The 16,969-nt window shown below is 62.5% G+C and carries 12 protein-coding genes; 9 read left to right on the forward strand and 3 right to left on the reverse strand.

Annotated features, from left to right (window positions below; genetic code table 11):
* Nucleotides 1-72 precede the first annotated feature (72 nt).
* Entirely contained in the window at nt 73-702 is a 630-nt protein-coding gene (locus BLS57_RS07120; RefSeq protein WP_093740651.1) for a TRAP transporter small permease subunit, read from the forward strand.
* Complete coding sequence (locus tag BLS57_RS07125; RefSeq protein ID WP_093740653.1) at nt 702-2,102, forward strand: TRAP transporter large permease; 1,401 nt, start codon at nt 702-704, stop codon at nt 2,100-2,102. Before BLS57_RS07120 ends, BLS57_RS07125 begins: the two co-directional genes overlap by 1 nt.
* Here the strand turns inward: BLS57_RS07125 and BLS57_RS07130 are convergent, their stop codons facing one another.
* The 3 genes from BLS57_RS07130 to BLS57_RS07140 form a co-directional block, all read right to left on the reverse strand.
* Nucleotides 2,103-3,215 (reverse strand): AI-2E family transporter, encoded by a 1,113-nt coding sequence (locus tag BLS57_RS07130; protein ID WP_093740655.1) that lies wholly within the window; start codon nt 3,213-3,215, stop codon nt 2,103-2,105.
* Between the two features lie 114 nt (nt 3,216-3,329).
* Nucleotides 3,330-5,933: an AAA family ATPase gene (locus BLS57_RS07135; protein WP_093740657.1), complete on the reverse strand. Its 2,604-nt coding sequence runs from the start codon at nt 5,931-5,933 to the stop codon at nt 3,330-3,332.
* Entirely contained in the window at nt 5,930-7,060 is a 1,131-nt protein-coding gene (locus tag BLS57_RS07140; RefSeq protein ID WP_093740659.1) for a metallophosphoesterase family protein, read from the reverse strand. Before BLS57_RS07140 ends, BLS57_RS07135 begins: the two co-directional genes overlap by 4 nt.
* A 183-nt stretch (nt 7,061-7,243) precedes the next feature.
* Between BLS57_RS07140 and BLS57_RS07145 the strand changes: the two genes are divergently transcribed.
* The 7 genes from BLS57_RS07145 to BLS57_RS07175 all read left to right on the forward strand — a co-directional run bounded on the left by BLS57_RS07145 (nt 7,244) and on the right by BLS57_RS07175 (nt 16,923).
* Nucleotides 7,244-8,047, forward strand: a complete 804-nt coding sequence (locus tag BLS57_RS07145; protein ID WP_093740661.1) for an SDR family oxidoreductase — start codon at nt 7,244-7,246, stop codon at nt 8,045-8,047.
* A complete protein-coding gene (locus tag BLS57_RS07150; protein ID WP_093740663.1) occupies nt 8,047-9,858 on the forward strand; it encodes a glycoside hydrolase family 15 protein in 1,812 nt (603 codons plus the stop codon). The genes BLS57_RS07145 and BLS57_RS07150 overlap by 1 nt, the downstream gene beginning before the upstream one ends.
* 298 nt (nt 9,859-10,156) lie before the next feature.
* Nucleotides 10,157-13,015 carry a hybrid sensor histidine kinase/response regulator gene (locus BLS57_RS07155; protein WP_093740665.1) on the forward strand — a complete coding sequence of 953 codons (2,859 nt, stop codon included), beginning with the start codon at nt 10,157-10,159 and terminating at the stop codon, nt 13,013-13,015.
* Nucleotides 13,016-13,170: 155 nt separating this feature from the next.
* Nucleotides 13,171-14,079, forward strand: coding sequence for a glycine betaine ABC transporter substrate-binding protein OsmF (gene osmF, locus BLS57_RS07160; protein ID WP_093740667.1), 909 nt, complete (start codon nt 13,171-13,173; stop codon nt 14,077-14,079).
* 14 nt (nt 14,080-14,093) lie between these two features.
* Nucleotides 14,094-15,260 carry an ABC transporter permease gene (locus tag BLS57_RS07165; protein WP_093740669.1) on the forward strand — a complete coding sequence of 389 codons (1,167 nt, stop codon included), beginning with the start codon at nt 14,094-14,096 and terminating at the stop codon, nt 15,258-15,260.
* Nucleotides 15,257-16,192 (forward strand): ABC transporter ATP-binding protein, encoded by a 936-nt coding sequence (locus tag BLS57_RS07170; protein ID WP_093740671.1) that lies wholly within the window; start codon nt 15,257-15,259, stop codon nt 16,190-16,192. The genes BLS57_RS07165 and BLS57_RS07170 overlap by 4 nt, the downstream gene beginning before the upstream one ends.
* Nucleotides 16,189-16,923 carry an ABC transporter permease gene (locus tag BLS57_RS07175; protein WP_093740673.1) on the forward strand — a complete coding sequence of 245 codons (735 nt, stop codon included), beginning with the start codon at nt 16,189-16,191 and terminating at the stop codon, nt 16,921-16,923. The genes BLS57_RS07170 and BLS57_RS07175 overlap by 4 nt, the downstream gene beginning before the upstream one ends.
* Nucleotides 16,924-16,969: the final 46 nt, after the last annotated feature.

Raw genomic sequence — 16,969 nt, forward strand, 5'->3', positions numbered from 1 at the left:
GTGATTTGGGGCCGTGCGGAACACCGCGCGGCCCTTGGTCTCTGCGCAGATATTCATTGAAAGGGATCGCCCATGGCTGGTTCATCTGCCGTGCTGGAGGACAGCAGTCTTCTTAGCCGCCTCGATAGGGGGCTCTTGAAGCTAGAAACCATCTTTGCCCTGGTCTCGGGCATTGCTGTTTTCATGCTGATGGTCTTGGCCGTCTGGTCCGTGGGGGGGCGCAAGTTTTTCTCGACGCCGCTGGCGGGTTACGTCGACTGGATCGAAGCCGCGATGCCTTTCATCGCCATCATGGGCATTGCCTATACCCAGCGGATGGGCGGGCATGTTCGGATGGACATCGTCATTGGCCAGCTTAAGGGTCGCGCACTCTGGGCGGCGGAACTGCTCTCGGTGGTGCTGATCCTTTTGCTCATGCTGGCCCTCACTTGGGGCGCATGGGCGCATTTCGACCGCAGCTTTGACATGACCAAGCCCCTGTGGAGCCGCGACAGTTCAATCGACATCGGGCTGCCGATTTGGCCGAGCAAACTGGTGGTGCCGCTGGCCTTTGGCGTGATCTGCCTGCGGCTGGTGCTGCAAATCTGGGGCTATGGACGCGCCTTAGTCCTGGGGCTCGAGCGCCCTGTCGCCGTGCCGCTGGTGCAATCCGCGGCGGAACAAGCAATGGCCGAGGCCGAACATCTGGATGGACGTGACTGATGGATCCTATTGAAATCGGCCTTTGGGTCTCGGCTGGCATGATGGTGATGGTGATCTTGGGCATGCGGGTGGCCTTTGCCGCCGCCATGGCGGGGCTCGTGGGCCTCATCTGGATTTTCTGGGCCAAGAAGGGCATGGAGTGGGACCAACTGGGCTGGGCACTGACCGTGGCGATCAAGACCGCCGGGCAGGTGCCGCACTCGAAAGTGTCGAGCCAGACGCTGTCGCTGATCCCGACCTTCATTCTCATTGGTTTTCTTGCCTATTACGCGGGTCTGACCAAAGCGCTTTTCGAGGCCGCCAAACGTTGGATCGCTTGGGTGCCGGGCGGCTTGGCCGTGTCGACCGTTTTTGCGACGGCGGGATTTGCCGCCGTCTCCGGCGCGTCCGTGGCCACTGCGGCGGTCTTTGCGCGTATCGCCATCCCTGAGATGCTGAAGATTGGCTATAACAAACAGTTCGCGGCGGGTGTTGTGGCGGCAGGCGGCACGCTGGCCTCACTGATCCCGCCCTCGGCGATCCTCGTGATCTACGCGATCATCGTGGAGCAAGACGTGGGCAAGCTGCTGCTGGCAGGCTTCATCCCCGGCGCATTCTCTGCCGTGGTCTATGCAATCCTGATCGTTGGTATCGCGATGATCTGGAAGAACGTTGGCCCGCCCGTCGGCGGCTTCACATGGCGCGAACGCTTTGCCTCGCTGCCGGCGGCCTTGCCGATCGTGGCCGTGGTCGTGATCATCATCTTCTTCGTCTACAACCCCTTCGGCGACGCTTGGGGCACGCCGACAGAGGGCGGGGCCGTGGGGGCGTTTATCGTCTTCTGCATGGCGGTCTTCCGAGGCATGCGACTGGCCGAGTTGAAAGACGCGCTTCTGGAGACCGCAAAGCTCACCGTGATGATCTTTACCATCATCTGGGGCGTGCTGATCTACGTGCGCTTTCTGGGCTTTGCCGATCTGCCCGGCGCCTTCGCTGACTGGATCTCCTCACTCGAAACCTCGCCCATGCTGATCCTGATCTGCATCCTGCTGGCCTATGCGGTGCTGGGGATGTTCATGGATGCCATTGGGATGCTGCTGCTGACCCTGCCGGTGGTGTATCCGGCGGTCATGGCGCTGAACGGGGGCGAGATGGTCTCGGCCGCGGACAGTGCCTTTGGCATGTCCGGCCCGATGTGCGCGATTTGGTTCGGCATTCTGGTGGTGAAAATGGCTGAGTTCTGTCTCATCACCCCGCCCATCGGTTTGAACTGTTTCGTCGTTGCGGGCGTGCGCCCTGACCTCAGCGTGCAGGACGTGTTCCGCGGCGTGATGCCCTTTTTCGTGGCAGACGGTGTGACCATCGCCCTTTTGGTGGCCTTCCCGCAGATCGTGCTCTGGCTGCCGTCACTGGCGGGTTGATCACCCAATGCTCGGCTTCTCCGCGGCGGCGTCTTCCGTCGCGGGGAGGCTCACATCCGGCTCGGACTTGTCGAGGAAATGCCCGATCATATTGAGGGCGGTGACGTTCTCACAGATCACCTTGAATACCACGAGGAAGGGCACCGCGACCAGGGCGCCCGCAATGCCCCAGAGCCAGCCCCAAAAAACGACCGTCAGGAACACCGCAACCGTGTTCAACTCCAACCGCCGTCCGACGAGGTAGGGGGTGATGAACTGCCCCTCCAGCCCGGTCAAAATCTGGTAACCCAGCGGCGCAAGGATCGCGTAGCCCACACTGTCGAAGGTTGCGATGGCATAGGCACCGACCAGTACCGCGCCGATCACGCCGCCGATATAGGGCAGGAAGTTCAGCAGGAAGGCGGCGAGCCCCCAAACGTAAGGAACCGGCAGCCCAAGCGCGAAAAGGTAAAGCCCGACCGAGACGCCGAGGCCCGCGTTGATCATCGTGATGGTCAGCAGGTAGCGCGAGACGCGGCGCTCCACATCGTAAACGGCTTTCAGCGCACGTTTTTTGCCGGTGAAGGTTTGGAAGGACTGAACAAGCTTAAGATAAAACAGATCGCCCGAGGCCAGCAGGAACAGGGCGAGCACGAGTGCGACCGCAATGGTCCCGCCGATCTTGGCACCGGTGTTCATCGCGTTGTCGAGCAGGCCGGGCTGTTTCATCACAACCTCTTCTGCATTGCCGCCCGCGCCGTTTTCCGTGGTAATCTTTTCGACTTCCTCCGTCGCCGACCGCACATTCTCGACCGTCTGCGCCCAACCCTGAAGTTTGCGTCGTATCTCATTGCCCATGCTGGGTATTTCGTCCGCCCAAGAGGCAACAGTGCCAGCAGATAGGCCAACCAGAACAAAAATCACCAGCCCCGCCGCGCCGATCAGCAGCACGGCACCAAGGGGAGGCGGCACACCGAGCTTTTCAAGCGCGCGGTTTACCGGGCTGAGAGTTAGTGCCAGCAGGAATCCTAGAAGGATCGGCAGCAGCAGGTCTTTGGCAAAATAGGCGGTGACGAAGAGGGCGATGAGCACCAGAACTTCCAATAGCCGTCTGATCGCTGCAATGTCACTCAATGTCCGTCCCCCTTGCCCCGCGCTGGTGTGGTCCGGCGCGGGCTCTGCAAAGGCAACGCACGAGGGGGGTAAAGGTTCACCTCCGCGCTGCACTAAAGTGCGAAATACAATTCTCTACGAGGTGGGCGCAGACGTCTCCAAGCACAGAGCTTTGCCCCCAAGCGCACGAAAGGCACGCTGGCGGCAGGTCAGCACAATGATCTGCATGTCACTCGCCTGCCGGTGCAGAGCGTCAAACATCCGCTCGATCCGGTCGTCGTCGGTAAAGACCAGAGCGTCGTCGAGGATCACCGGGGCGATGCGCCCGGCGCGGGCCAGCATTTTGGCAAAGGCGAGGCGTACCATCAGGGCCACCTGTTCCTGCGTACCGCCCGAGAGGATATCGATCGGCTCTTCCCGCCCATTGCGGATCAGCGCATGTGGCAGCAGCGACTCCTCGCCCCAGGTGAGTTCCGCATCGGGCCAGAGCAATTGCAGCAGCGGTTTAAGCTCGGCCACAATAGGCGCGAAATAGCGGTCGCGGGCCTCGTTCCGGGCGGTTTGTAACGCATCTTCGAGCCGGGTCAGCACCGCGACTTCGTGATCGATCCGCGCCAGCGTGGCTTCTGCGGCCTGCAATTCCTGTGTGGTTTCCGCGAGGCGTTCTTCGACCGCATCGCCTGAGGCACGGCTGATCCGCTCGTTGAGCCGCGCAAGGAGCGGGCGCAGGCGGGCGATTTCGTCTTGGGCCTGTGTCTCGACCGAAGTGGCGCGGTCCAGCGCGGCTTTGAGGCTTGCCAAGTCCGGAGCGCCTTCGGCCTTTTCAGCATGGGCGGCGCGGGCCTGTGCGAAGGCAGCGGCGGTTTGGGTAACCTGCGCGGTGAGGGCATCTTCCGAGAGGTCACCCAGCTTGGCCTGCTGCGCCTCTGCGCGGCGCAACCGATCACGCAGGGACGTGAGCAGAGCGTCCGCCCGTGCGGCTTCTGTGCGGGCTTCGGCGAGCTGTTCGGCGGCGGCTTCGCGGGCGCTGCGGCGCTCAGAATAGGCGGTCTGCGCGGCCAGCAAGGCCTTTTCGGCCTCTTCAAGGTCGGGGGCATCTTCCTCAGCGTCCATATCCGGGATTTCTGCCAGCGCTGCACGAAGTGGGGCGATGCCCTCGGGGGCCAGACTGGCGAGCACGGCTTTCGCCTCACCAAAGCGGCGCTGCGCGTCAGCGCGCGTGGCGGCGGCTGTGCGGGCGGCGTCGAGATCATCAGCGCCCACCTGTGCGAGGGCCGTGCGGAGCTTTTCGGTGGCCGTTTCAAGGGCATGGTCATCTTGCCCGCCCGCGCCGGGGCGGACTTCAAGCGTTCCGAGACCTTCAATCTTCAACTCCGTGGCGTGGCGCAGGGGGAGGGCTTGGCCGTCGGGTAGGGGACCATCGGGGCCAAGGATCGCCGCGCCGCCAGGGGTGTAACGTGCCACCACCTGCGTAGCGGTGGCGTCTCGGGCCGCGCGGGTGGCGGAGAGTTCGGCCGCAAGTGTTTCGATGCGCTGGAGGGCGGCAGCATCAGGGCCGTGTTTTGCGGCGGCTTCGGCAGATTCCATCTGCGCGCGGGTGGCCTCGGCCTGCGCGATGCGGGCCTCCAGAGCTGTGCGACGCTCGGCCCCGTCGCGGGCTGCTCGGGCGCGTTGGGCAAGACGCTGCGTGGCTTGTGCAGCTTCGAGGTTCGCTTCGGCCTTTTTCAAAGCTGCCTCTGCCTCCTCCACCGCCGCGCGCTGCTCGGCAAGCGTTTTGGTAGCTGTTTCAGCAGTCGCTTCGGCCTGACGGACTTCCCTTTGGGCGGTTGCAATCTCGGCCAGTGTCGTGCGCAGGCTCTCCAACTGCGCGGCAGCGCTGTCGGCATTCAAACGCGCAAGTTCAGCGGCCCGCGCAAGTGTCTCAACTTCCTCGGCGTGTCGAAGCGCTGCGGCATGGGCCGCGCGGGCGGTCTCAAGCTTTGTACGCCGTTCCTCGGCGGCATCGGGCGCTTCCAACTCGCGCAGTGCGCGGCGGCTGCGGGCGCGCTCGGCGAGAGCTTCCTGCAACTCCTGCACCGTGGCGGTGAGTGTGTCCCGCCGCTCGGCCAAGCTTGCGACCTGTTCCTGCGCGTCCTTCCACGGCCCGCCAGTGCGTGGGCGCTTGGTGCTGGTGGCATATTGCCCGAGTTCCTCGCGACAGCGGGCCAGCGCCTTATCCATGCGCCGCCCGCCGGTCATTGCCTCAACCTCGGCCCCGACCGAGGTCATCAAATCGCGCCGCGCCTCCAGCGCCTGCTTTTCTTCTTTGCTTGATCCGCCCGCGAGCGAGGTCATCCCCTGCCGGACCCAAATCAGCCCCGAAGGCCCGCCCGCGTCGCCGCCGAGCAATTGGGCGATCCAGGCTTCGGCCTCATCCGCTTGCGCGACGAGCGTGCCTCCGCGGTGCACGGTGGCGAGTGGTTTCTGAAACCAGCGTTTGAACAGCGTAAAGCGGCCATCGTCGGTCTCAACCTCCACGGTCACCTCTGGCGCGCCACCGGCATGGGGGCGTAGGGCAGAGACGTCTTTGTCGCGCGAACCGTAGGGTTTGAAGAACAACGCCTGTATTGCGTCGAATAGGGTGGATTTGCCATGCTCATTGGGCTCGCAAAGCACGTTAATGCCGTCGCCGATGTCGGTTAATTGGGCGGGGTCGGTAAAGCGGCGGACGTTGTTAAGGGTGATGGCGCGGATCTTCATGCCTCGGCCTCCCGCACATAGGCGTGCAACCGGGCCAGCGCATCTGCCGACACGTCGCGCTCAGATTGCGACAGGGTTTCCGATTCCGCTTCCTCGACCAGCGTTTCCGCGGCCAAGCGCAATGCGCCGCCACGGTCGATCTCGTCCAGATCGGCGCTGTCGTACTGGGTGCCAAGCGCATCGGTTACCAGCGCGAAATGCGCGAAGTCAGGCGAGCAGGCCTCAGTGGCGCGGGTGAGGTCGGCACGGTCGGGCAGGCTGGCCCAGCCGCCCACGGTGACCCGCAGCAGGTGGTCTCGCCGTCCCTGCTCGGGAAGGATCGCCGCCAGTGCTGCAGCGGCGTCTTGTCTCGGGTGCAGGGTGAGTTCGGTTTCGGACCACAGAAAGCTGCCGATCTCAATCTCTTCGACGTGCGGCGGCGCGCCCGGACTGTCCAAACTGACCAGCAGGCAAACCCCGCGCCGACCATGTTTGAACCGGTCCTGTTCGGGGGTGCCGCAGTAGTGCACGCGCTCCGACACCGCCATGCGCCCATGCCAGTCGCCAAGCGCCAGATAGTCCAGACGCGCGGACCGGTCCCGGTCCGGCGCAATCGCATCGCCGCTTTCGGTGAAATCGGTCACGCCGCCATGCGCCAAACCGATGCGCAGGCTGCCTTCCGGGCTCTCCATACGGTCCAGCGGCTCAGAAGGATCGCTGGCGCCGGCGCGAAAGGCTACGGGGCAGGGAAGAAGGGTCGCGCCGGGGGCCAGCTCAACCGGCGCGGCCTCGGTCAAGGCCCGGACATTATCAGGCGCGTCTTGCCGGATCGTTTCCCATAGCGGTTCGGCATCGCGCAAGTTGTCGTGGTTGCCGGGCAGGATCCACCACGTCACGAGCGGCGTCTCGCCCATCGCCATCAGCGCTTGGCGCAGGACCGAAGGTGAGGGGGTCGCCGTGTCAAAGGTATCGCCCGCCAAGAGTACATGTGCGGCACCTGCGTCCACCGCAGCCTGACCGAGCTTGCCAATCACCGCATGGCGCGCTTCCATCAGACGCCCCCGAATATTGCCGTCCGGCGGCTGTGGAATATTGGCGAACTTCCGGCCGATATGCAGGTCAGAGGCGTGGATGAAGCGAAAACTCATGCGGATGTCCTGACAAAGGGCTTGGGGTCGAAATAAATGGTGCTTAGGCCAGCGGCCGCTGCCTATTGCATATTCATGGCAGCCTATGCGGGAAGTTCAAGCACAGCCGGTACTCCCCTGCATCCAAATCCGGAACCGCTCGGGTGAACCGGTGTTAACCCTAGGAAAAGGGGGGAGGATCACATGGTGAAAGATCTCGAGAACGCGCGGGCTGTGGTGACCGGTGCAAGCTCCGGTATCGGCGCAGGTATCGCACGGGCCTTTGGCGAAGCAGGGGCATCTGTTGTCGTCAACTATCACTCGGACCAAGATGGGGCAGAGGAGGTCGTCAAAGACATTCGGTCTGCGGGTGCAGAGGCTGTGGCAGTTCAGGCAGATGTTTCGCAACCCGATGATTGCGCGAAGCTTTTTGAGGCCGCAGAGAAACACTTTGGCGGGGTAGATATCCTCATTTCCAATGCTGGCATCCAGCAAGATGCGGCTTTTACAGAATTGAGCCTGAAGGACTGGCAGCAGGTTATCGATCTGAACCTCACAGGCCAGTTCCTTTGTGCGCAGGAGGCAGTGCGCCGTTTCCGTGCACAAGGGCATGACCCGGACCGCTCTCCCGCGCTGGGCAAAATCATCCTGATGAGCTCAGTACATCAGGCGATCCCTTGGGCCGGCCATGTGAACTACGCCAGTGCCAAGGGCGGCGTGAAAGCGCTGATGGAATCCCTTGCCCAAGAGGTCGCCTGCGAGAAGATCCGGGTGAATGCTATCGCGCCGGGTGCAATCAAAACTGACATCAACCGCGAGGCTTGGGAGGATAAAGAAGGTCGTGAGGAAATGCTCAAGCTGATCCCCTATGGCCGGATCGGCGAGACCGAAGACATCGCCCGTGCTGCCGTCTGGCTCGCCTCTGACGCGTCGGACTATGTGATTGGCACGACGCTCTTCGTGGATGGCGGTATGATGCTCTACCCCTCTTTCCGTGAGGGGGGCTGATGGCCGCGCGTCAGGATGGCTATCTGCCTTTGCGCGATTATGCTTTGCTAGGCGACTGCCACGGGGCCGCGCTCGTTGGGTTGGATGGCGCTGTCGATTGGTTCTGCCCGGCCCGATTTGATGCGCAGCCTGCTTGCTGGGCCTTGTTGGATGCCGAACAGGGCGCGCGTTTTTGCATCGCGCCGACTGAGGCCAAGAGTAGCACACGCGCTTACCTGCCGGGCACCAACATCCTCTGCACGACTTTCGCCCATGCAAAGGGCACTCTGACAATTACTGACTTCTTGCCAGTGCGTTCAGCCAAAGACGCAGATGAACCCAGCGTTGATTTGGAAGCACCCGGTTGGCTCATCCGTGTGGTGGACGCCACCGAGGGCGATTGCGACCTCAAGGTGCACTATCACCCCGGCACCTGCGAGTTCGACCCCAGTATCGACCGCACCCCGGACATGCGCCTCTACCGCCCCAATACCGCGCCCGCGGCGGAACTGGATAGCACGGTTAGATTGAAGGCCGGAGAGCGTCAGGTCTTTGTCCTCGCGCCGACGCAGGACGCCGAGCAAGACCCAGCGGCGCAGGCGGAAACCCTGCTCGAAACGACCGAAGCATTTTGGAAAAATTGGTCTCAGGCCTCGCGCTATACCGGACCATACCGTCAAGCGGTTGAGCGCAGTGCGCTGGCACTCAAGGCGCTGACCTATGCACCCACCGGCGCCATTGTCGCCGCGCCCACCACGTCGCTGCCCGAGAATATCGGTGGGGAGCGCAATTGGGACTACCGCTATAGCTGGCTGCGGGATTCTTCCTTTGTCTTACAGGCGCTTGGCGGCTTGGGTTACGACGACGAAGCCGGGCGGTATTGCGAGTATCTCGGCAGCACCTGCGTCAAAGAGCTAAGCATCCTTTACGGGATTTCGTCAGAGAGCGTCATCGCTGAACGCGAGCTTGATCACCTGCACGGCTATGCCGGCTCGCAGCCCGTTCGCGTGGGCAATGCGGCCTCGGACCAGTTGCAGCTCGACATCTATGGCGAGGTCGCCGACTGGGCGCTGGCTTACCGCGCACTTGGCGGGCCGATTGACGACAATCTACGGGCGATGCTCGAGGAGGTCGCCGACCAAGCAGCGGAGCTTTGGAAGGAGCCGGATCAAGGCATCTGGGAGATGCGTGGCGACCCGCGTCATTATGTGCACGGCAAGGCGATGGCATGGGTGGCGCTTGACCGGGCGATCCAGCTTTTGGGTGCGCGAGACACTTGGTGCAAGGCGCGGGAGGAGATACTGCAAGAGCTTCGCGACCATGCCCACGACGGCACCGAGGGGGGCTTTCGCCAGACACTGTCAGATGGTGGCATGGATGCCGCATTGCTGCTTCTACCGATGGTCGACCTGCCGCTGCCAGATACCGTCTTTGACCAAACCGTGCGCGGGGTTGAGCGGGAGTTGCGCGAGGGTGATTTTGTTCTGCGCTACCGGCTGGAGAATACCGACGACGGGCTGAAGGGCGGAGAGGGGGCTTTTTTGATCTGCTCCTTCTGGCTGGTGGATGCGCTGCTCTGTATGGATCGCGAAAAAGACGCGCGAATGCTTTTTGAGCGGCTTTTGGAGCATGCCAATGACGTGGGCCTCTATGCCGAGGAGATTGATCCGAAGACCGAGGCCTTTCTGGGAAATTTCCCGCAGGCATTCACCCATCTGGCGCTCATCAACTCGGCCATCAATCTTGACCTTTACAAGAGTTACGGCCCCGAAGCGCTGCGCGGTACCCATGCAGATCGGGTCGAACGGGCGACATCACAAGCGCGGTCTTAGCCTGCGGGCGACCTCGTCCGTCACCGTGTGGTAGAGGCGCACAAGGTCATAAGACGAAAAAAAACACCACAAACGGTGGTAGAACTTGCGCGGAGCGCTAGATCATGTCGGAATGCGCCAATTGTACGGTCGTATGCCCCAAACGAAGAGCTCAACGCCCCATGTCGCCGATGAAATTTGACCTGTGTTTAACCTTCCAGATAGGGCAGGTGATGCAGGCTGGCCGAGTCGTTGTTCCGCGGATGCGCTGCCTCCAGCCGCAGTCCCCCCTTCATCAAGACCAGCAGATATCAAAGACATGACCCAGAACTTTCAAAAAATCCTCCAAGCCGCGCCTTCGCCATTTCTATTGCTGGACCGCGAATTGCGGGTTGTCTGGGCAAATGAAGCCTATCTGCAAACCACTGGACGCGAGGCGGAGAAACTGTTCGGGCGCAAGCTGATGGAAGAATTTCCATCGGACCCCGACAGCGAAGCCGGCAAGATGCTCAGAGGGTCTTTCGAGCGGGTGCTGCGCGACGCGGTGACGGATCATCTGCCGGTCATCCCCTATCCGATCGCGGGCGCTGACGGTGAGGTCAAGGAACGCTACTGGAGCGCCACGCATACCCCGATCCTCAGCAGCGACGGCGAGATCGAATTTATCCTCCAGCACACGCAAGACATAACAGAGTTCTACGATCACTCAGCCAGCGTCGCCAGTCCGGTGGGCTTGCAGGCCGATATGGTGCGCCGGGCCCGCGAAGTTGCAAATCAGAACCTGGAGCAAGACGCTGCGATCAATTTCTTCCGGCTGATCTTTGAACAGGCGCCGAATTTCATGGTCACCCTGATTGGGCCGGATCATGTGTTCCGCACTGTAAACGAAGCTTATTACCAGATGGTCGGTCACCGCGATCTTATTGGCAAACCCCTGCGCGAAGCGATCCCTGAGATCGAAGGCCAAGGCTTTATTCAACTATTGGACGACGTGTACCGGACCGGCAAGCCAGTGCGCCAGACGGGGGCAGAGGCCTTTGTTCAGCGCACGCCCGATGGCCCACAAGAACGGATATTTGTCGACTTCATCTTCCAACCCCTTTCAAATAGCCATGGCGAGACGGTGGGGATCGTCGTACAAGGCCATGATGTTACAGCGCAAAAGCTTGCCGAGGTAAGCCTGCGCGAGGCCGAAGAGCGCTTCCGCACAATGGCGCATGTCATGCCGGTTCATGTCTGGACGGCCTTGCCGGATGGCGGGTTGGACTGGATGAGCGACCAAGTCTACAGCTACACCGGCGCGACGCCGGGATCGCTGGAAGGCGATGCATGGGCGAATGTCGTGCATCCCGACGACCGCGCCGCTGCCGCAGAGGTTTGGAGCCGGGCTTTGCAGAATGAAAGCCGCTATGACACCGAGTTCCGTATTCGTCGGGCAGACGGCGTTTATCGCTGGCACCTTGTGCGCGCAGCCCCGATCCGTAGCGCGGATGGAACCTTGCTGCGGTGGGTTGGCACCAACTCTGATATCCACGACCAAAAGGCCATGTCCCAGCAGTTGGCCGACCTGAACACCACGCTCGAAGAGCGTGTCGAAAAACGCAATCGGGAGCTGGAAGAACTGCATACGCGGCTTGCCCAAAGCCAGCGGGTGGAAGCCATCGGCAACCTCGCGGGCGGCATCGCGCATGACTTCAACAACCTTTTGCAGGTAATGACCGGCAGCCTGACGATGGCCGCGCGGGAAATGCCTGCCGAGAGCCCCGCCCGCAGCCGGATTGACGCCGCCATGCGGGCGGTGGAGCGCGGCGCTTCGCTGTCTTCGCAGCTTCTGGCCTTTAGCCGCCGCCAGCCCTTGCAGCCCCGTCCGCTTGACCTGCGCGAATTGCTTAGCGACATTGACGACATGCTGCGCAGCGCGCTCGGTGAAGGTGTGAGCTTTGACATAAGAGCGCCAGAGACCCTCTGGCCTGCCTTTGTCGATGCGGCGAGCACGCAAAACGCATTGCTCAACCTTGCCCTGAACGCACGTGACGCGCTGGAGGAGCGCGGCGCCTTGCGGATCACCATGGCCAACAGGGAATTCAGCGCCCAAGACCTCGCCGGCGAACCCGAGATGTCACCGGGCAAATACGTTGAAATCAAGGTCATGGATAACGGCCCCGGCATTCCGCCCGAGACGCTGGAAAAGGTCTTTGATCCGTTTTTCACCACCAAACCTGTGGGCAAGGGCACCGGGCTGGGCCTGTCAACCGTTTACGGCTTTGCAAGGCAGTCTGGCGGGCGCGTGACCATCGATAGCGTGCTCGGCGCGGGCACGACGGTGAGCCTGCTTTTGCCCCGCGCGCAGGATGCGGCTGAGCCGCTGCGCTGGCATGATCCTGACAGTGTCAAAGGAGGCACGGAAACTGTGCTTCTCGTCGAAGACGACGCCGAAGTCCGCGATGCCACCTCTGCGATGCTGAACGATCTCGGCTACCGGGTACGCAGCGCCCAAGACCCAGCGGCAGCGCTGAGCCTTGCGCAGGCAGAGCCGGACTTTGATCTGGTGATCTCGGACGTTGTCATGCCGGGTAAGATGAGCAGCCGCGAACTGGCGGATGCGCTCCATGCCGAGCGTCCGGACCTGCCATTCCTGTTTATCTCGGGCTACTCTCAAGACGCCATCGTGCGCGACGGGCGTGTCGACGCAGGGGTCAACCTGCTGAGCAAACCCTTCAGCCACGACGCGTTGGCACTGCGGGTTCGTGAAGCCTTGGACGCAGGAGGCACGGCTGCCAGCACGAAACCAGACAACCGAACACGCCGCATTCTGCTCTGCGAAGACGATGCGCTGATCCGGTTGGATATTGCGGATATTCTTGAGAGCCTCGGGACCAATGTCACTGAGACCGGCACCGGGCATGAGGCTTTGCAGATGCTGAAAACCGGTGAATTCGATGCCCTGCTGATCGACGTAGGTCTGCCTGATATGTCGGGTGAGGACGTCGCCGCGCAGGTGCGGGACAGCCTGCCCGACATTCCGATCATCTTTGCCACCGGTCAGTCTGACGTGCCAGCGGCGCAGAAGCTCGGCAAATGCGCGATTGTTCACAAACCCTTCGGGGACCGTGACCTTGCCCGCGCGCTGGCCAAAGTTGGCGTGCTGCCCGAAGTGAAAACGCTCGCCTCGGTCTAGGATCTGACAGCGCCGGGGCAAATCGGGCTGCCTTTTGCAAAAATTCGGGCGTGAAACAGCGGTGCGACTTGGCTTTGCCTCTCGCACCGCTACCTTACTTCGCTGACAGGGTATTTTGCCCGCTAAGCCTCGTATTTTAAGGAGTTTGCCCCAACATGACTTCCCGCTCATTGATTGCCGCCACCATCCTCAGCACCGGCTTTGCCTCTGCTGCCGCTGCTGACATCACCGTTTCCTCCAAGATCGACACCGAAGGTGGCCTTTTGGGCAACGTCATCGCCTTGGCGCTCGAAGATGCGGGATTGCCGGTAGAACGCCGTTTGCAACTGGGCGGCACGCAGGTCGTGCGCGAAGCGCTGCTGGCTGATCAGATCGACATTTACCCCGAATACACTGGCAATGCGGCCTTTTTCTTTAACGAAGCCGAGAGCGACGTTTGGAAGGACGCAGAAAAGGCTCATGCCCGCGCGGCGGAGTTGGACAGTGCCGAAAACAACGTGACATGGCTCGACTCTGCGCCTGCCAACAACACCTGGGCCATCGCTATAACCGGGCCGCTGGCTGAGGAGCACAAGCTGACCACCATGTCCGACTTCGGCGCGTGGATCGCGGATGGGGGCGAGGTCAAGCTCGCGGCTTCGACCGAATTTGTCTCTTCGCCCGCCGTGCTGCCCGCAATGCAGGAAACCTACGGCTTTACCCTTTCGCAAGATCAGACCGTGATCCTCTCGGGCGGCGACACCGCAGCGACCATTCAGGCCGCAGCGCGGGGCACCTCGGGTGTAAACGCGGCCATGGTTTACGGCACCGATGGCGGGGTCGGGGCCACGGGTCTTGTTGTGATGGAAGACGACAAGGGCGTGCAGCCTGTCTATGAGCCTGCGCCTATCGTGCGCGCCGAGGTTCTGGAGGAATACCCCCAGATCGCCGAGGTGCTGAACCCGATCTTCGGCGGGCTCGACATGGCGACGCTGCAAAAGCTCAATGGTCGCATTCAGGTCGGCGGTGAACCTGCCGAAAAGGTCGCGCGGGATTACCTGACCGAAACCGGGGTTCTGGACTGATCTCCGCCGCCGAGATGAAATCAACCGGCGCGGCAATCTCCGCGCCGGGGCTGCTTTTTGCCGTGGCCGGGGTGGCGGCGCTGCTGACCCCCTTTATGACCCTCGCAGCCAACCGGATCGTCGCGGGTGAGGGGGTCTTGGCGTGGAATATCGCTGGGCCCGCAGCCGTGACCCCCGGTTTGATCGCTGTGCTGGGCGGCCTAGGCCTCGGGTTGCTACAACGTCCTGCTTCTCTTCGGCTTGGCGGGGCGGTTCTCGGCCTTGGCGGGCTGCTTTGGCTGCTAACCCAAGGCGCCTCGTGTCTGCTTGCCGAGACCGGGGAATATGCCCGTGTTTCCCCCGCAGTAGGGTTCTGGGTCTTACTGGTCGTGCTGATGCTGCTGATGGCAGATGCCCTGACCGCGATGGCCCCCAAACCGCTCATGCGGGGCGCGATCCTGGTCGCAGTGCTCGGCGCTTTGGCGATCATTCTCGGTTCGGGCGCGCTGTCTGACCTGTCGGTGATGCAGGAATACGCGGGCCGCAGCGATGCATTTGCGCGCGAAGCGGTGCGACATCTCGGGCTCGCTTTCGGGTCGCTTGCCGCCGCTGTCGTCATCGGCTTTCCGCTCGGCGTAGTCGCCCACTGCCGCGCGGCCCTGCGCAGCGCGACGCTCCCGGTGCTGAGCTTCCTGCAAACGATCCCCTCACTTGCAATGTTCGGGCTGATGATCCCGATCCTCGGCTGGGTCGGCGCGACCGTTCCGGGGGCGCGGGCTCTGGGTATTGCGGGCATTGGGTTCGCCCCAGCTTTCACCGCATTGGTGCTCTATTCGCTGCTGCCAGTCGTGGGCAACACAGTCGCAGGCCTAGCCGCCGCGCCGCCAGCCGCGCTTGAGGCTGCGCGGGGCATGGGGATGACACCCGGCCAGCGCCTTCTGCGTGTGGAACTGCCCCTGGGCCTGCCGATCATCCTCACTGGCTTGCGCATCGTGCTGGTGCAGAACATCGGCCTTGCCGTCATCGCGGGCCTAATCGGCGGCGGGGGGTTTGGCACCTTTGTCTTCCAAGGCTTGAACCAAACCGCCACCGACCTGATCCTGCTAGGCGCTTTGCCAACCGTTGTACTGGCCCTCACAGCGGCAATCGTAATGGACATTCTGGTCGACCTGACCCGCCGCTTACCCGAGGACGCGACATGATCGAGATCGACAGCATTACCAAGACCTACGGGCCGACCAAAGCCGTCGACGCAGTCTCAATGACGGTCGAAACCGGAACGATTACGGTGATCGTCGGCACCTCGGGCTCGGGCAAAACGACGCTTTTGCGCATGATCAACCGGCTGGAGGAACCGACCTCGGGCGAGGTGCGGATCAACGGGGAATCTACCCTCTCGGTCAAACCGCATATCCTGCGGCGGCGCATCGGCTATGCGATCCAAGGCCACGGCCTTTTCCCGCACCATACCGTCGCCCGCAACATCGGCGCAGTGCCGCAATTGCTGAACTGGCCCAAGGACAAGATTAGCGCACGGGTGGATCAGTTGCTTGAACTGTTTTCCATGGACCCGGCAGAGTTCCGGGACCGCTATCCTGCAGAACTCTCCGGCGGCCAACAGCAACGTGTCGGGGTCGCGCGTGCGCTCGCTTCGCGGCCTGATCTACTGCTGATGGACGAGCCCTTTGGCGCGCTTGATCCCATCATCCGCACCCGCGCGCAGGAAGACCTGCGCCATATCCAACAGCGGCTGGGCTCGACCATCATGCTGGTCACGCACGACATGGAAGAGGCGATCCGGTTGGGTGACCGCGTGGCGGTGATGGATGGGGGTAAACTGGTGCAATATGCCTCGCCCGCTGAGATTATTGCGCGGCCTGCGACGGATTTCGTCGCCGATATGGTCGGTGATGTTGAGCGCCCCCTGCGCCTGCTGTCGCTGATCCCGCTTTCCGATATCGTTGAGGAAGGCCCAGCGGAAGGCGCGCCACTGTCCGCTGATGCAAGCCTGCGCGAGGCACTCTCCGCCTGCTTGTGGAGCGGGCGCAGTGCGGTGCCGATAGAGCGTGACGGGACGCCCTTGGGTCGGGTGACCTTTGAAGCGATCCGCGCACGGGCGGAGATGCAGGCATGAAGATCGGGACGGTGCTGCGCCCAGTGCTGGTCCTGCTGCTGCTGGCGCTGGTCCTTCGCCCACAGTGGTTCGCGCCGCTGTTTGCGCCGCTGGCCCCGAGTGGCGGGCCGGTGATCTATGAACGCGCCTCATTGCTGTCGCTGTCGCTCAGCCATCTCGCCTTGGTCGCAGCGGCCTCTGCGGCGGCGACTGTGGTGGCTGTCACGCTGGCGATCCTCGTGACCCGTCCGGCAGGGGCGGCCTTTCGACCGTTATCCCGTACGATCACCAACATGGGTCAGACCTTTCCGCCCGTCGCAGTGCTGGCACTGGCCGTGCCTGCTCTTGGCTTTGGTGCAGGGCCGACGCTGGTGGCATTGTTCCTCTACGGGTTGCTGCCGATTTTCGAGAACGCCGTCACCGGCCTCACAACCCTGCCGCCCGCCACGATGGAGGCGGCGCGGGGCATTGGGCTTAACCGCTGGCAGCGCCTCTGGCGCGTTGAACTGCCGCTGGCATTGCCGGTGACGCTGACAGGTATCCGGCTGTCGGTGGTGATTGCGCTTGGGACGGCCACAATCGGCTCAACCGTCGCGGCGCGCACCTTGGGCGAAGTGATCATCGCAGGGCTGCTGACCAATAACACAGCATTTGTGCTGCAAGGCGGGCTGGCCGTGGGGCTGTTCGCGGTGCTGATCTATGATGCGATGGTGCAGATCGAACGGCGACTGGCAAAGCGGATGGGTGGCTGAAGCGCCGCGTCTGGGCCGAGAATGTGATACTGTTTGCCAGACCGTT

The sequence above is a fragment of the Sulfitobacter delicatus genome (assembly GCF_900102535.1).
GTDB classification, from domain to species: domain Bacteria; phylum Pseudomonadota; class Alphaproteobacteria; order Rhodobacterales; family Rhodobacteraceae; genus Sulfitobacter; species Sulfitobacter delicatus.

Bases quoted from the DNA above. Each gene is read 5' to 3' on its own strand.
- BLS57_RS07140 (WP_093740659.1), bottom strand. From the start codon at position 7,060: ATGAGTTTTCGCTTCATCCACGCCTCTGACCTGCATATCGGCCGGAAG.
- BLS57_RS07170 (WP_093740671.1), top strand. From the start codon at position 15,257: ATGATCGAGATCGACAGCATTACCAAGACCTACGGGCCGACCAAAGCC.
- BLS57_RS07120 (WP_093740651.1), top strand. From the start codon at position 73: ATGGCTGGTTCATCTGCCGTGCTGGAGGACAGCAGTCTTCTTAGCCGC.
- osmF (WP_093740667.1), top strand. From the start codon at position 13,171: ATGACTTCCCGCTCATTGATTGCCGCCACCATCCTCAGCACCGGCTTT.
- BLS57_RS07145 (WP_093740661.1), top strand. From the start codon at position 7,244: ATGGTGAAAGATCTCGAGAACGCGCGGGCTGTGGTGACCGGTGCAAGC.
- BLS57_RS07125 (WP_093740653.1), top strand. From the start codon at position 702: ATGGATCCTATTGAAATCGGCCTTTGGGTCTCGGCTGGCATGATGGTG.
- BLS57_RS07155 (WP_093740665.1), top strand. From the start codon at position 10,157: ATGACCCAGAACTTTCAAAAAATCCTCCAAGCCGCGCCTTCGCCATTT.
- BLS57_RS07135 (WP_093740657.1), bottom strand. From the start codon at position 5,933: ATGAAGATCCGCGCCATCACCCTTAACAACGTCCGCCGCTTTACCGAC.
- BLS57_RS07175 (WP_093740673.1), top strand. From the start codon at position 16,189: ATGAAGATCGGGACGGTGCTGCGCCCAGTGCTGGTCCTGCTGCTGCTG.
- BLS57_RS07165 (WP_093740669.1), top strand. From the start codon at position 14,094: ATGAAATCAACCGGCGCGGCAATCTCCGCGCCGGGGCTGCTTTTTGCC.
- BLS57_RS07150 (WP_093740663.1), top strand. From the start codon at position 8,047: ATGGCCGCGCGTCAGGATGGCTATCTGCCTTTGCGCGATTATGCTTTG.